The following is a 13,286-nucleotide window of genomic DNA, read 5'->3' on the forward strand; positions in this document are numbered from 1 at the left end:
CTATTTGCGCGCGCCCGCCTTCTTCACCGCTTCCTCCAGCGACATCTTTGCCGAGCCCGGCTTGAGCGGCTTCGGCTGGCTTGCATCCGGCGACCAGCCCGCCATCCAGACGATGTCGAACGTTGCGCGAATGCGGCCGTCGGCATCGGAAAAGCGCTGCGCGTAGATTTCAGCGGCGCGCAAAAGCGTCGCGCGGCGCAGCGGCGTGCGGCGGCGATCCGCCAGCATGTTGGTCGCGCCCATCCGCCGCAGATCGCGCATCAGCCCGAACATGTTGTCGTAGCGCACGGTGACGCGATCGACATCCGTCACCGGCAGTGCGAAGCCCGCGCGCTGCAACAGCGCACCGGCGTCGCGCAGATCGAGCATCGGAATGACGCGCGGCGACAGGCCGCCATCAAGTGCGACCTCGGCTTCGGCGAACGACTGACGTAGCTCGGTGAGCGTGTCGCCGCCAACCGTCGCGGCGAGGAAATAGCCGTCCGGCTGCAATGCCCGACGAATCTGCGCGAGCACCCCCGGCAGGTCGTTGACGAATTGCAGCCCCAGCGCGGAGACGACGAGATCGAGCGAATTCGCTTCAAGCGGCAGCGCCTCCTGCTCGCCTACAGACCAATCGACATGTCGCGATTGTTTGACCGAGGCCGCGAGCACATCCGAGACGCCATGCCCCGGCGAACCGAGATCGACCGCGTTCCGAAAATCGCGTACCACGGCATGAAGCCGCTCGCTTAAGTCTTCCACGACGCGGTCGAGCAGGAACGTCTCCGCACCGGCTTTCGCAGCACGCGTCTGCCGCTTCTTGAGCAGCGCGAGATCGAACACTTTCGGCGGTGACGTGGATGTCATGGGCCGCTTGTTACGCCCAACGCCGCCTGCATTCAATCGCGGGCGCGAACCGGCTTGAGCGGTCTCATCGGCAAGGCTAGGCTCGACCCATGCCGATGCAGCCGATGCCGATGCGGCCTTTCTTGCGTGGCGCGTGGAACGCCTGCCACGATGTAGGTCGCCGCGTCGCACGACTCGCGCTCGATATTGCCTTGCCGACGCTGTGCATTTCCTGCCGCGAGCCGGTTTCGGGTGAGGGGCTCTGCCCTGCCTGCTGGGCAAAACTCTCCTTCATCGCGCCGCCTTACTGCGCGCGGCTCGGCATTCCGTTCGTGTACGATCCCGGCCCCGGCCTGTTGTCGATGGAGGCCATCGCCGCTCCACCCGCCTATCACCGCGCCCGCGCCGCCGTGCGCTATGACGATGTCGCGGGCACGCTCGTCCATGCGCTGAAATATCAGGATCGCACAGATTTGGCGCCCGCAATGGGCCGCTGGATGGCACGCGCCGGGGCAGAACTGCTGCATGACGCCGATACGCTGATCCCGGTGCCGCTGCACTGGAAGCGCGGCTGGTCGCGGCGCTACAACCAGTCGGCAGCGCTGGCCAATGTCATCGGCCGCCAATCCAAGATCCCCGTACGGGCGGACCTCCTCCAACGCACCCGCGCTACCCATCAGCAGGTCGGCCTGTCGCGGGCCGAGCGCGCCCGCAACATGCAAGGCGCATTCGCAGTCGGCGATGACCAGCGCGCGTCCGTCGCGGGGCGGCACCTCATTCTGGTGGACGACGTGCTGACCTCGGGTGCAACCGTCGATGCCTGCGCCCGCGCGCTGTTGCGCGCCAAGGCGGCCTCGGTCGATGTGCTGGTGTTTGCGCGGGTTGTGGAGGCGTTCCGCCCTCCCATATAATCAACTCATCAGCCCCGATATTTTCCATGGAATGCACAATGTCCGCCGCTGTCGAAATCTATACCAGGCCGGGTTGCGGCTACTGCTCGGCCGCCAAGGCGCTGCTGAAGCGCAAGCATGTCGACTTCACCGAATTCGACGCCGGCAAGAATCCGGACTTCCGCCAGGAGATGCTGGCGCGCGCCAATGGCGGCACCACCTTCCCGCAGATTTTCATCGACGGCTTCCATGTCGGCGGCTGCGACGACCTGTATGCGCTCGACGATGCAGGCAGGCTCGACGCCCTGCTGAACGGAGAGAAAGAGCCCACATGACCGAGACGGCTTCCGTCACGCCCTTCAAGGCGGCGCTGGTCCAGCTTCGCACCGGCCTGATGCCCGCCGAAAATCTCGTGCAGGCCACGCAACTCATCCGCGAGGCGGCGGCACAGGGCGCGCAATACATCCAGACGCCGGAAGTCACCAACGTGATGCAGGAGAACCGCACGGCGCTGTTCGAACTGCTCGCGAGCGAGGCCGATGACGTCTCGCTGAAGGCGTATCAGGACCTCGCGGCGGAATTGAAGGTTCATCTGCATATCGGCTCGCTGGCGCTGAAGGCTTCGCCGGAGCGCGCGGTGAACCGTTCGTTCCTGATCGGGCCGAGCGGCGACGTTCTCGCCAGCTACGACAAGATCCACATGTTCGACATCGATCTGGAGAACGGCGAAAGCTACCGCGAATCCGCCAACTATCAGCCGGGCGAAACCGCGGTGCTGGCCGATCTGCCCTGGGGCCGTCTCGGCCTCACCATCTGCTACGACCTGCGTTTTCCGGCGCTGTTCCGTGCGCTCGCAGAGGCAGGCGCATCGTTCATCTCGGTACCCGCCGCCTTCACCAAGCGCACCGGCGAAGCCCACTGGCACGCGCTGTTGCGCGCCCGCGCGATCGAGAACGGCTGCTACATCTTCGCTGCCGCGCAAGGCGGCCTGCACCAGAACAAGCGCGAGACCTTCGGTCATTCGCTCATCATCGATCCGTGGGGCACGGTGATTGCCGAGGGCGGCACCGAGCCTGGCATCATCGCCGCGGAGATCGATCCCGCGCGGGTCGTTGCCGTACGCAAGAGCATCCCGTCGCTCCAGCATGGCCGTCGCTTCAGCGTTCGCGACCCGGGCCAGCATCCCGACTATCTGCGCGCTGTCAGGGGATCGTCATGATCCGCTATGCGCTGCGCTGCGAATGCGGCCATACCTTCGAGAGCTGGTTTCAAAGCTCCAGCGCCTATGAGACACAGCACAGGCGGCATCTCGTGACCTGTCCGGCCTGCGAGTCCGCCAAGGTCGAGAAGGCGATCATGGCCCCTCGCCTTGCCTCGAAAGGCACGAAGGCTGCGCCAGCGCCCGAACCGGCGGCAACGCCGGATACCCCTGCGGCAACCTCGCCTCTGGCGATGGCGCCCGAGGTGCAGGAGCTTGTCACCAAGTTGCGCGAATTGCGCGAGCATGTGGAGAAGAACGCAGAAAATGTCGGCCGTCGCTTCCCCAACGAGGCCCGCAAGATTCATTATGGAGATTCCGAACACCGCGCCATCTACGGTCAGGCCACTGCGGAAGAAACCCGTTCGCTGCTTGATGAAGGCGTTGAGGTGATGCCGCTGCCGCTTCTGCCGGACGAGCGGAACTGAACTTCTAGCCCGCCACCAGTGCCGTCACGCCGATCAGGATCAGCAGCACGCCCGCCACTTCCCGCGCTGTGATCGACTGCTTCATGCCGTAATGCGCCGCCACCTGCGCGATCAGCACTTCGACCAGCGCCAGCGTGCGCACATTGGCAGCAGGGGTCAGCGCGAAGGCGAGAAACCAGAACAGCGACGCGAACGCGCCCATGAAGCCCGCGAACATCGATGGCTTCCACAGCCGGAAGATCGACGTCATCACGCCCGGCTTGCGCGCGATCAGATAGGCCGAGAGCACCAGCGTCTGCAACAGCAAGGCCACCGCAAGCGTAAAACTCGCCGCGGCCATGAAGCTCACGCCCTTCACCTCGAGGATTGCGCCGCGATAGCCAACGGCCGAGAGCGCCATGAAGGAGGCCGCGAACAGTCCAAGCAGCGTCGGGCGCAAACTGCCGAATCCTTTCGCGCCCGGTCGCAACGCCGTCAGCACCACGCCAGCGGTCGCGATCAGGATACCCGCCACCTTCATGCCGGTGAGATGATCCGCCAAAAACACGAAGCCGAAGATCGCCGCCTGTATAGCTTCCGTCTTGAGATAGGCCGTTGTGACGACGAAGGAATGTTCGTGCATCGCCGCGAGCATCAGCGCGGTGCCCGCGATCTGCGCGAGACTCCCCGCCAGCAGCCACGGAACAAAGCCGGAAGCCGGCCAGCCGATATGCTCGCCGGTGGCGAAAAGGATCGCGCCCAGAAACAGGACCGCGAACGGAAAGCCGAACAGGAAACGGATATGCGTCGCGCCGAGCGTGCCGAGCGGCCCGGTCAACCCGCGCTGCATGGCGTTGCGCGCCACCTGGCCAACCGCGCCCACCAGCGTGAAGGGTATCCAGAGCCAGGTCAGATTGGTCATGAGCAACCGCAGCGGTGATCTTTCATCGCTGCAAAAGGCTATGATGCTGCGGTTGCCGTCAAGCGAGCCGCCTGCATATCAGAACCGCGAAACCACAGCGGCCTTACAGGCTCTCCGCGATCACCATGTAGTTGACGTCCATATCGGACGACAGGCCCCAGCGGTCGGCGAGTGGATTGAACACCACGCCGGTCTGCTCGGTGATGCCGAGCTTGCACGCGTCTAGATAGTTCGTGAGTTCTTCGGGCGTCACGAACTTGTCCCACTGGTGCGTGCCGCGCGGCAGCCAGCGCAGCACATATTCGGCGCCGACGATGGCGAGCGCGAAACTTTTCCAGGTGCGGTTGAGCGTCGAGACCGCCATCAGCCCGGAGGGCTTCATCGCCGCCGCGCAGCGCGCGAGAAACGCACCGACGTCCGTGACGTGCTCGACCACTTCCATCGCCAGCACGATATCGAACCGCTCGCGCAGATCGATCTGTTCGACCGTGGTGCAGCGGTAATCGACGCTGAGATGGCCGCGCTCAGCATGCAGCTTCGCCACCGAAATATTCGTCTCGGACGGATCGATGCCGACGACCTGCGCGCCGAGCCGGGCCAGTGGCTCGCACAGCAGGCCCGCGCCGCAGCCGATGTCGAGAATCCGCAGGCCCGACAGGCAATTCAGGCTTTTGGGATTGCGTTCGAACTTGCGGCAGGCGGCGTCGCGGATATAGGCGAGCCGCAGCGGGTTGATCCGGTGCAGCGGCTTCATTTTGCCATTCGGGTCCCACCATGTCTCCGAGAGCTTGGAGAAGCGCGCGATCTCGGCGGGATCGACGCTCGGAGAAGCAGTGGCGTGAGAGGTGTCGGTCATGGGTGTCCGCCCTCAGTGCGCGGTAATGGAATTGCGGAATTGCAGCGGCGAGGCGATCATGTTCATCGTTTTATGCCCTTCGCCGACGCCCTTCACCGTCACATCGCCCCAACCGAAAATTCTCCCCAGAATGCTTTGGGCAACATCGACGCTTTCGACCTTGTCCAGACTCATCTCGAACGTGTTGCGCTTGATGAAACCCTCCTTGTGCACCACCCGCAGGCTGGTGACATCGGTTTCCGTGGTCCAGCGGCGAAACCACGCGCTCAACAGCAAAACGAGGGCCAGGGCGGCCAGAACCGCGGCGACGCCGATCAGCACGGCGACCAGGGTCCCTTCGGTTGTCGCCCATGCCCCGATCAGGGCCGCCGCCGCCAGAACGAGGCACATCAGCCCCGGCGCATAGACGATGCCGTGGATCGACGTCGAATAGCGAAGCTGTTCGCCCGGCTGCAAAATCTCGTCGACATAACGGCCCATCGTGCCCACTCTCCCAGTCCCCGGAACTCATGGCTTGCCCCGGGCGGCGCAGGTATGTATAGCCGCGTTTTCGGAGCGGCGCTGCGGTTTTGAGCGGAACCGATCCTCCACCCTGAACCATAACGGGACTGCGCCACTCCATGGGCCGCCTTGTCATGAAGTTCGGCGGCACATCCGTCGCCAACATCGAGCGTATCCAGAACGTCGCCCGCCACGTCAAACGCGAGGTCGATGCCGGGCATGACGTCGCCGTCGTCGTCTCGGCGATGTCGGGCAAGACCAATGAACTGGTCGGCTGGGCGCAGCAGACCTCAGCCCTGCACGATGCGCGCGAGTACGACGCCATCGTCGCCTCCGGCGAACAGGTGACGTCGGGACTGCTGGCCATCGCGCTGCAGGCGCTCGGCATCCAGGCCCGGTCCTGGCAGGGCTGGCAGATTCCGATCGAGACCAGCGATGCCCACGCCTCCGCGCGCATCACCGGCATCGACGGCAGCGAACTGATCAAGCGCTTCAAGGAGAACAAGGAAGTCGCCGTCATCGCCGGCTTCCAGGGCATCCATCAGGACACCGGCCGCATCACCACGCTCGGCCGCGGCGGTTCCGACACCTCGGCGGTGGCGATCGCGGCCGCGATCCATGCGGACCGTTGCGATATTTATACCGACGTCGACGGCGTCTACACCACAGACCCGCGCGTGGTGCCGAAGGCGCGCCGTCTCGACAAGGTGGCGTTCGAGGAAATGCTGGAAATGGCCTCGCAGGGCGCCAAGGTGCTGCAGGTCCGCTCGGTCGAACTCGGCCTCGTGCACAACGTGCCGGTGTTCGTCCGCTCCAGTTTCGACAAGCCAGAAGACATCGACCCGCACGGCACACCGCCGGGCACGCTGATCTGCAGCGAGGAGGAAATCGTGGAAAGCCAAGTCGTCACCGGCATCGCCTTCTCCAAGGACGAAGCCCAGATTTCGGTGCGTCACATCCAGGACAAGCCCGGCGTCGCGGCTTCGATCTTCGGACCGCTGGCCGATGCCAACATCAACGTCGACATGATCGTGCAGAACGTGTCGGAAGACGGCCGCTTCACCGACCTCACCTTCACGGTGCCGGCCGTGGATTTCACCCGCGCACAGGACGTGATCGCCAAGGCCAAGGACAAGATCGGCTACGAGCGGGTCGACACCGCGACCGATGTTGCCAAAATCTCGGCGATCGGCGTCGGCATGCGCAGTCACGCCGGCGTCGCCGCGCGCGCCTTCGCGGCGCTGTCGGAGCGCAACATCAACATCCGCGCGATCACGACCTCGGAAATCAAGTTCTCACTCTTGATCGACGCCGCCTACACCGAGCTTGCGGTCCGCACACTGCATACGCTCTACGGACTAGACGCCAAAACCTGACACAGGCCAGCCTGCGTGAACAATTTTGCAGAGATCGTGAATGCGTTTCTGCTGGTCTACGCGGCGCTGTTTCCCGTGGTCAATCCGGTCGGCGGCGCACCGATCTTCCTGCGGCTGACCAATCGCATTCCGAAAGCGCGGCTGCCCGCGCTCGCCCGTGGCGTCGCGATCAACAGCTTCCTTCTGCTGCTCGGCTCGCTGTTCATCGGCTCGCATGTGCTGGTATTCTTCGGTATAACGCTGCCGGTGGTGCGCATCGCCGGCGGCATCGTGGTCGCGGCGTTCGGCTGGCAGCTTCTGCACCAGGGCGACGACATCGAAACGCGCGAACACCCCGGCCCCCGCAGCACGGTCGATGCCTTCTATCCCCTCACCATGCCGCTGACCGTCGGCCCCGGCTCGATCTCGGTCGCGATCACGCTCGGCAGCCAGCGGCCGGCTTCCGAGGCCGACCTCACCCAGCTTGCCATGCTCGGCGGCGGCGCTCTTGCGGGACTTCTGGCGGTCGCCGCGACGATCTATGTCTGTTACCGCTTCGCCAGCAACATCGTCAGCGTGCTCGGCGAGCGCGGCACCAGCGTGATGATGCGATTATCGGCATTTCTGCTGTTCTGCATCGGCATTCAGATCATCTGGAGCGGGTTGCGCAGCCTCGTTCCTCCGGCCACCTTCGCCTCGCTGGGCCTGTCCCTGTAACCCTTCCATACCGCCGGAATGGCAGGCCTTTTGCTTGGCAAAGGGAGGCCCAATTCGCTATAGCCTGTAAAGGCGAAGGTGACGCCCAAACCATGTCGGAAGCGAGGAACGAGCGGATGCGCAGCGCGCTGGGAGGCCCCCGCGTCTTGTTAAGGCGGCTGCGCGAAGTGATGGCCGAACAGGTCAGCGCGCAGGATCGCCTCGACAAGATCGTGGTGCTGATCGCCGCCAACATGGTGGCGGAGGTCTGCTCGACCTACGTGCTGCGCGTGGACAACACCCTCGAACTCTACGCCACCGAGGGTCTCAACCCCGACGCCGTTCACAAGACCGTGCTCAACGCGCATGAAGGCCTCGTCGGCCTGGTAGCGAGCGAGGCCCAGCCGCTCAACCTGTCCGACGCGCAGAACCACCCGGCCTATTCGTACCGCCCGGAAACCGGCGAAGAAATCTACCACTCCTTCCTCGGCGTGCCGATCCTGCGCGCTGGCAACACCCTCGGCGTGCTCGTGGTGCAGAACCGCGCACGGCGTACCTATGTCGAGGAAGAAGTCGAGGCGTTGCAGACCACCGCGATGGTGCTCGCGGAGATGATCGCCTCGGGCGAATTGTCCTCGCTCGCCAAGCCCGGCGCCGAGCCCGCCGCCCGCATCTCGGTTCACAAGTCCGGCTCGATCCTGTCGGACGGCATCGCGCTCGGCCACGTCGTGCTGCACGAACCGCGCGTCGTCATCACCAACTACATCGCCGAGGACGTGCCGCGCGAGATCAAGCGGCTCGACAGCGCCGTCACCAAATTGCGGGCCGACCTCGACCGCATGCTGGAGCGCGGCGACATGGCCGAGGGCGGCGACCACCGCGACGTGCTCGAAGCCTACCGCATGTTCGCCAATGACCAGGGCTGGCAGCATCGCTTGCGCGAAGCCGTCGCCACCGGCCTCACCGCCGAAGCCGCCGTCGAACGCGTGCAGTCCGATACCCGCGCGCGGATGCTGCGTTCGACCGATCCTTACCTGCGCGACCGCCTGCACGACCTCGAAGACCTCGGCCATCGCCTGATGCGCCAGCTCGTCGGCCGCGATCACGCGCCCTCGCGCGAGCAATTGCCCGACAATGCGATACTCGTCGCGCGCGCGATGGGACCCGCTGCTTTGCTCGATTACGACCGCAACAAGCTGCGCGGCCTCGTACTCGAGGAAGGCACCGCGAATTCCCACGTCTCGATCGTGGCGCGCGCGCTCGGCATTCCGGCGATCGGCGAAGTCGCCAACGCGCCGGGCCTCGCCGATCCCGGTGACGCGATCATCGTCGACGGCACCTCCGGCTCGATCTATGTGCGACCGTCGCAGGAAATCCAGTCGGCCTATGCCGAGCGCGTGCGCTTCCGCGCCAGGCGGCAGGAACAGTACCGCGAACTGCGCGACAAGCCGTGCCGGACCAAAGACGGCCAGCCGGTCGAACTGATGCTTAACGCAGGCCTCGTCATCGACCTGCCGCATATCGAGGATGCGGGCGCCGCCGGCATCGGCCTGTTCCGCACCGAACTGCAGTTCATGGTTTCGACCAGCCTGCCGCGCACCAGCGAGCAGCTCGCGCTGTACCGCACCGTGCTCGACGCCGCAGGCGACAAGCCGGTGACGTTCCGCACGCTCGACATCGGCGGCGACAAGGCGCTGCCCTACATGGATACGATCGTCGAGGAGAACCCTGCGCTCGGCTGGCGCGCGATCCGGCTCGGCCTCGACAGGCCCGGCCTGTTGCGCGGCCAGATCCGCGCCTTGCTGCGCGCTGCGGCGGGCCGCGCGCTGCGAATCATGTTCCCGATGGTCACGGTTGTGCGCGAATTCGACGAAGCCAAGACCATGGTCGAGCGCGAACTGACTTATCTGCGCCAGCACGGCCACACGCTGCCCGAGCGCATCGATGTCGGCACCATGATCGAGGTGCCGGCGCTGCTCTATCAACTCGACGATTTGTTCGAGCGCGTCGATTTCGTCTCGGTCGGCTCCAACGACCTATTCCAGTTCCTGTACGCGGTGGATCGCGGCAACGCGCGCGTCACCGACCGCTTCGATACCATGTCGGCACCGATCCTGCGGGCGCTGCGTCACATTGCGCGCAAGGGCAAGGAAGCCGGGAAATCCGTGTCGCTGTGCGGCGAGATGGCGTCGCAGCCGCTCGGCGCGCTGGCGCTGATCGCGCTCGGCTATCGTTCGATGTCGGTGAACGCCACCGCCCATGGTCCGGTGAAGGCCCTGATCCTCGAACTCGATGCCGCCAAGATCGAAGCCGAGATGGCGACATGGCTCGACACGCCCTATGACCTCGTGCCGATTCGCGAAAAGCTGACGGCGTTCGCCGAGGCGGAAGGTCTGCCGTTGTAGCGAGGTTCACGCCCGCCTGCACCATTCCCGCTGCCTTCGTGAGACCATTCCCATGTTACCCGACGCCAAACTCGACATCCTGCTCGCCCGGCATGCCGCCCTCGAAGCGGAGCTGATGGCACAGGTCAGCGCCGAGACTTACGTGCGCGCGACCCGCGAACTCGCAGAAATCTCGCCTGTGGTCGAAGCCGTCAAGGCCTATCGCGCAGGCGCATCAGAGATCGCTGACCTGGAGGCGATGATTGCCGACCCCGCGACGGACGCCGATATGCGGGCGATGGCGGAAAGCGAACGCCCCGTTCTGCTTGAGAGGCAAGAGAGCCTGGAACAGCAGATTCGCGTCGCACTGCTGCCGAAGGATGCAATGGACGAGCGCAACGTCGTGCTGGAAATCCGTGCCGGCACCGGCGGTGACGAAGCATCATTGTTCGCGGGCGACCTGTTCCGCATGTACGAGCGTTTCGCCGCACTTCAGGGCTGGAAGGTCGAAGTGATGTCCGCCAGCGAAGGCACCATGGGCGGCTACAAGGAAATCGTCGCCGAAGTGCAGGGCCGCGGCGCGTTCGCCAAACTGAAATTCGAATCCGGCGTGCATCGCGTCCAGCGCGTGCCGGATACCGAAGCCTCCGGCCGCATCCACACCTCGGCCGCCACGGTGGCCGTGCTGCCGGAAGCCGAGGACGTCGACATCGACATCAAGGACAGCGATCTGCGTATCGAGACAATGCGCGCGCAGGGTGCGGGCGGCCAGCATGTCAACAAGACCGAATCCGCGATTCGCATCACCCACATCCCGACCGGCATCGTCGTCATGATGCAGGACAGCCGCTCGCAACACAAAAACCGTGCCTCCGCGATGAATATCCTGCGCTCGCGCGTGCTCGACGGTGAACGCCAGCGCGCTGCCGCCGAACGCTCGGCCGACCGGCGCGGACAGGTCGGCTCCGGCGACCGCTCCGAGCGTATCCGCACCTATAATTTTCCGCAGGGCCGCGTCACCGATCACCGCATCAACCTGACGCTCTACAAGCTGCCGCAGGTGATCGCAGGCGAAGCACTGGGCGAATTGGTCGATGCGCTGACGACCGAGCATCAGGCCGCGCTGCTGGCCGCCGAGACGGCCGCGTGAGCACCGCAGGCCGCTCCCTCGATGAGGCGCGGCGCGACATCCGCGCGCGGCTCGAGGCTGCGGGAATCGAAACACCCGAACTCGATGCGCGGCTGCTGCTGGGCGATGTTCTTCAGCTCGACCTCACCGGGCTGATCGCCGCCGCCGCGCGCACGCTCAATGCAAATGAAACCGCAGCGCTCGAATCTCGCGTTCAGCGCCGGATCGACGGAGAACCGATCGCGCGGATTCTCGGCCACAAGGAATTCTGGGGACTTTCTTTCACATTGTCCCCTGCGACACTGGTGCCGCGCCCCGACACCGAAACCATCGTCGAGGCAGCGCTCGATATCCTCAAACAAGACGGCCGCCTGAACGACGCGCTGCATATTTCCGACATCGGCACCGGCTCAGGCGCGATCCTGCTCGCGCTGTTGTCCGAACTGCCGAATGCACAAGGCATCGGCACCGACATCAATCCTGATGCGATTCACACCGCCACGCGTAACGCCGCAGCACTTGGCCTGAACGGGCGCGCGCGCTTCATCGAATGCAATTACGCCGACGCCTTGCGCGGACCGTTCGACCTCATCGTCTCGAACCCACCCTACATTCCCTCGCGCGACATCGACGATCTTGCGATCGAGGTGCGCGCGCACGATCCGCGCCTTGCGCTGGATGGCGGCCCCGATGGGCTCGATGCCTATCGCGTGATAGCGCCCGCAGCCTTCGAACTTCTGGTGCCCGGCGGCGTTGTTATCCTTGAAATTGGACAGGGCCAGGAGCGCGATGTGGCCCGCCTGACGGCCGGTGCCGGGCTTGATGCAGAGGTCTCCGTAAAAGCCGACCTAGGCCGGATTCCGAGGGCCGTCATAGGTAGGAAACCCTTGGTTTAAAGGGGTTTCCGGATATAAAAAAATCACTTGGCGATTGGCTTAAGAGCGATTAGGTTCCGGATATATCGGTTGGCCCTCCGGTTCCGCAAAGCGGATGGAAGGGCGAAGTCCTCGGGGAACTCTTTCGGGAAACAGAGGACCACCGGATAGGGGTTCCGAAAGCGGATTGATTTGGGCGCGAAGGGCGACAGAGCCGCGCTGCCCGCTTCCAGCAAATGAAAGCTGTTTAGGCTTGAACATTCAACCATGACATCGGCAACTGCCCGCTTAACGCTCAGGGCAGGAATTGAGGTCAACCCGCCATGGCGGCGTGCCATGGCCGTATAGTGACATGGCTTGCAGACGCTATGTGCTGCTGAACGCCGGACGATATGTCCGGGTTACGCTCAACGGTACATCGTCATCGAGTACGGACGAGACGCGGAATTGCTCCATTTCGATCAACACCATCAAGGATCGGTAAAAGGCACGACATGAGGAACGGTCAGAACAACAACAAGCGTATGCGCGGTCGCAACAATAACAACAACCACAACAACCGCCGCAGCCAGAACCCGATGACACGGGTGTTCGAATCCAACGGACCAGACATCAAGATCCGCGGCACCGCATCTCATATTGCCGAAAAATACGTTCAGCTTGCACGCGACGCGCGCTCCTCGGGCGACCCGGTCGCAGCCGAGAACTACTACCAGCACGCCGAGCATTATTTCCGCCTGATCGCCGCTGCGCAGGAACAGCTCCGGCAGAACCAGCCGCAGCAGCAACAGCCGCGCCTCGACAACGATCTCGGCGAGGACGCCGGCGAGGACGACAATTATTCGAACTTCGGCGCTGAGCCGGGCTTCGCTCCGCAGCCGCAGCAGTTCGCGCCGCGCGAGCAGCCACAGCCTTCTTATGCCCCGCGCGAACAACCGCAGCCGCGTGAATATCGTGAGCCGCGCGAGAACCGTCAGCCGCAAATCCAGCCGCAGGAAACCGGCGCAGTCGATCGGCTGCCGTCCTTCATCACCGGCGGCGCCCCACAGCCCGCAGTAGGGTTGGACTCCAACGGCGCGCCGCAGGGCGAACGCTTCGCCCATCGCCGCCGCCGTCCGCGTGGCCCGCGCCCCGAGGGACAGGCTCCGGTGCAGGAAAGCGGCGACATCGCCAGCGAGTAATTCA

General features: G+C 64.5%; 14 protein-coding genes. 10 read left to right on the plus strand and 4 right to left on the minus strand.

Annotated features, from left to right (window positions below; all coding sequences use genetic code 11):
- Nucleotides 1–849: a methyltransferase domain-containing protein gene (locus tag AFIDRAFT_RS05790; protein WP_009338324.1), complete on the minus strand. Its 849-nt coding sequence runs from the start codon at nt 847–849 to the stop codon at nt 1–3.
- 89 nt (nt 850–938) lie between these two features.
- Here AFIDRAFT_RS05790 and AFIDRAFT_RS05795 point away from each other — a divergent pair, with 89 nt between their 5' ends.
- From AFIDRAFT_RS05795 to AFIDRAFT_RS05810, 4 genes are read left to right on the plus strand one after another with little or no spacing between them, the layout of a single operon-like run.
- Nucleotides 939–1,739, plus strand: coding sequence for a ComF family protein (locus AFIDRAFT_RS05795; RefSeq protein ID WP_009338325.1), 801 nt, complete (start codon nt 939–941; stop codon nt 1,737–1,739).
- Between the two features lie 38 nt (nt 1,740–1,777).
- Nucleotides 1,778–2,053: a glutaredoxin 3 gene (gene grxC / locus AFIDRAFT_RS05800; RefSeq protein WP_009338326.1), complete on the plus strand. Its 276-nt coding sequence runs from the start codon at nt 1,778–1,780 to the stop codon at nt 2,051–2,053.
- Complete coding sequence (locus AFIDRAFT_RS05805; RefSeq protein ID WP_009338327.1) at nt 2,050–2,937, plus strand: carbon-nitrogen hydrolase family protein; 888 nt, start codon at nt 2,050–2,052, stop codon at nt 2,935–2,937. Before grxC ends, AFIDRAFT_RS05805 begins: the two co-directional genes overlap by 4 nt.
- Nucleotides 2,934–3,404 carry a DUF1178 family protein gene (locus tag AFIDRAFT_RS05810; RefSeq protein ID WP_009338328.1) on the plus strand — a complete coding sequence of 157 codons (471 nt, stop codon included), beginning with the start codon at nt 2,934–2,936 and terminating at the stop codon, nt 3,402–3,404. Before AFIDRAFT_RS05805 ends, AFIDRAFT_RS05810 begins: the two co-directional genes overlap by 4 nt.
- Before the next feature lie 4 nt (nt 3,405–3,408).
- Here the strand turns inward: AFIDRAFT_RS05810 and AFIDRAFT_RS05815 are convergent, their stop codons facing one another.
- The 3 genes from AFIDRAFT_RS05815 to AFIDRAFT_RS05825 form a co-directional block, all read right to left on the minus strand.
- The gene (locus AFIDRAFT_RS05815) at nt 3,409–4,305 is read right to left on the minus strand and encodes a DMT family transporter (RefSeq protein ID WP_009338329.1); all 897 of its coding nucleotides are present in this window, start codon (nt 4,303–4,305) and stop codon (nt 3,409–3,411) included.
- A gap of 103 nt (nt 4,306–4,408) precedes the next feature.
- Nucleotides 4,409–5,161: a bifunctional 2-polyprenyl-6-hydroxyphenol methylase/3-demethylubiquinol 3-O-methyltransferase UbiG gene (gene ubiG, locus AFIDRAFT_RS05820; RefSeq protein ID WP_009338330.1), complete on the minus strand. Its 753-nt coding sequence runs from the start codon at nt 5,159–5,161 to the stop codon at nt 4,409–4,411.
- 12 nt (nt 5,162–5,173) lie between these two features.
- Nucleotides 5,174–5,641, minus strand: coding sequence for a PH domain-containing protein (locus AFIDRAFT_RS05825; protein WP_009338331.1), 468 nt, complete (start codon nt 5,639–5,641; stop codon nt 5,174–5,176).
- A 140-nt stretch (nt 5,642–5,781) separates the two neighbouring features.
- Between AFIDRAFT_RS05825 and AFIDRAFT_RS05830 the strand changes: the two genes are divergently transcribed.
- The 6 genes from AFIDRAFT_RS05830 to AFIDRAFT_RS05855 all read left to right on the plus strand — a co-directional run bounded on the left by AFIDRAFT_RS05830 (nt 5,782) and on the right by AFIDRAFT_RS05855 (nt 13,282).
- Entirely contained in the window at nt 5,782–7,038 is a 1,257-nt protein-coding gene (locus AFIDRAFT_RS05830) for an aspartate kinase (protein WP_009338332.1), read from the plus strand.
- Nucleotides 7,039–7,053: 15 nt separating this feature from the next.
- Nucleotides 7,054–7,734, plus strand: coding sequence for a MarC family protein (locus AFIDRAFT_RS05835; protein WP_009338333.1), 681 nt, complete (start codon nt 7,054–7,056; stop codon nt 7,732–7,734).
- Nucleotides 7,735–7,850: 116 nt separating this feature from the next.
- Complete coding sequence (gene ptsP / locus AFIDRAFT_RS05840; protein WP_009338334.1) at nt 7,851–10,118, plus strand: phosphoenolpyruvate--protein phosphotransferase; 2,268 nt, start codon at nt 7,851–7,853, stop codon at nt 10,116–10,118.
- Between the two features lie 46 nt (nt 10,119–10,164).
- Nucleotides 10,165–11,247 (plus strand): peptide chain release factor 1, encoded by a 1,083-nt coding sequence (gene prfA / locus AFIDRAFT_RS05845; RefSeq protein ID WP_156786849.1) that lies wholly within the window; start codon nt 10,165–10,167, stop codon nt 11,245–11,247.
- The gene (prmC, locus tag AFIDRAFT_RS05850) at nt 11,244–12,122 is read left to right on the plus strand and encodes a peptide chain release factor N(5)-glutamine methyltransferase (protein WP_009338336.1); all 879 of its coding nucleotides are present in this window, start codon (nt 11,244–11,246) and stop codon (nt 12,120–12,122) included. The genes prfA and prmC overlap by 4 nt, the downstream gene beginning before the upstream one ends.
- Before the next feature lie 473 nt (nt 12,123–12,595).
- Complete coding sequence (locus AFIDRAFT_RS05855; protein WP_009338337.1) at nt 12,596–13,282, plus strand: DUF4167 domain-containing protein; 687 nt, start codon at nt 12,596–12,598, stop codon at nt 13,280–13,282.
- The last annotated feature ends 4 nt before the right edge of the window (nt 13,283–13,286 follow it).

The sequence above is a fragment of the Afipia sp. 1NLS2 genome (assembly GCF_000178995.1).
Lineage (GTDB): Bacteria > Pseudomonadota > Alphaproteobacteria > Rhizobiales > Xanthobacteraceae > Afipia.

Coding starts and splice junctions, on each gene's coding strand:
- AFIDRAFT_RS05790 (WP_009338324.1), bottom strand. CDS start 849: ATGACATCCACGTCACCGCCGAAAGTGTTCGATCTCGCGCTGCTCAAG.
- AFIDRAFT_RS05795 (WP_009338325.1), top strand. CDS start 939: ATGCCGATGCAGCCGATGCCGATGCGGCCTTTCTTGCGTGGCGCGTGG.
- grxC (WP_009338326.1), top strand. CDS start 1,778: ATGTCCGCCGCTGTCGAAATCTATACCAGGCCGGGTTGCGGCTACTGC.
- AFIDRAFT_RS05805 (WP_009338327.1), top strand. CDS start 2,050: ATGACCGAGACGGCTTCCGTCACGCCCTTCAAGGCGGCGCTGGTCCAG.
- AFIDRAFT_RS05810 (WP_009338328.1), top strand. CDS start 2,934: ATGATCCGCTATGCGCTGCGCTGCGAATGCGGCCATACCTTCGAGAGC.
- AFIDRAFT_RS05815 (WP_009338329.1), bottom strand. CDS start 4,305: ATGACCAATCTGACCTGGCTCTGGATACCCTTCACGCTGGTGGGCGCG.
- ubiG (WP_009338330.1), bottom strand. CDS start 5,161: ATGACCGACACCTCTCACGCCACTGCTTCTCCGAGCGTCGATCCCGCC.
- AFIDRAFT_RS05825 (WP_009338331.1), bottom strand. CDS start 5,641: ATGGGCCGTTATGTCGACGAGATTTTGCAGCCGGGCGAACAGCTTCGC.
- AFIDRAFT_RS05830 (WP_009338332.1), top strand. CDS start 5,782: ATGGGCCGCCTTGTCATGAAGTTCGGCGGCACATCCGTCGCCAACATC.
- ptsP (WP_009338334.1), top strand. CDS start 7,851: ATGCGCAGCGCGCTGGGAGGCCCCCGCGTCTTGTTAAGGCGGCTGCGC.
- AFIDRAFT_RS05855 (WP_009338337.1), top strand. CDS start 12,596: ATGAGGAACGGTCAGAACAACAACAAGCGTATGCGCGGTCGCAACAAT.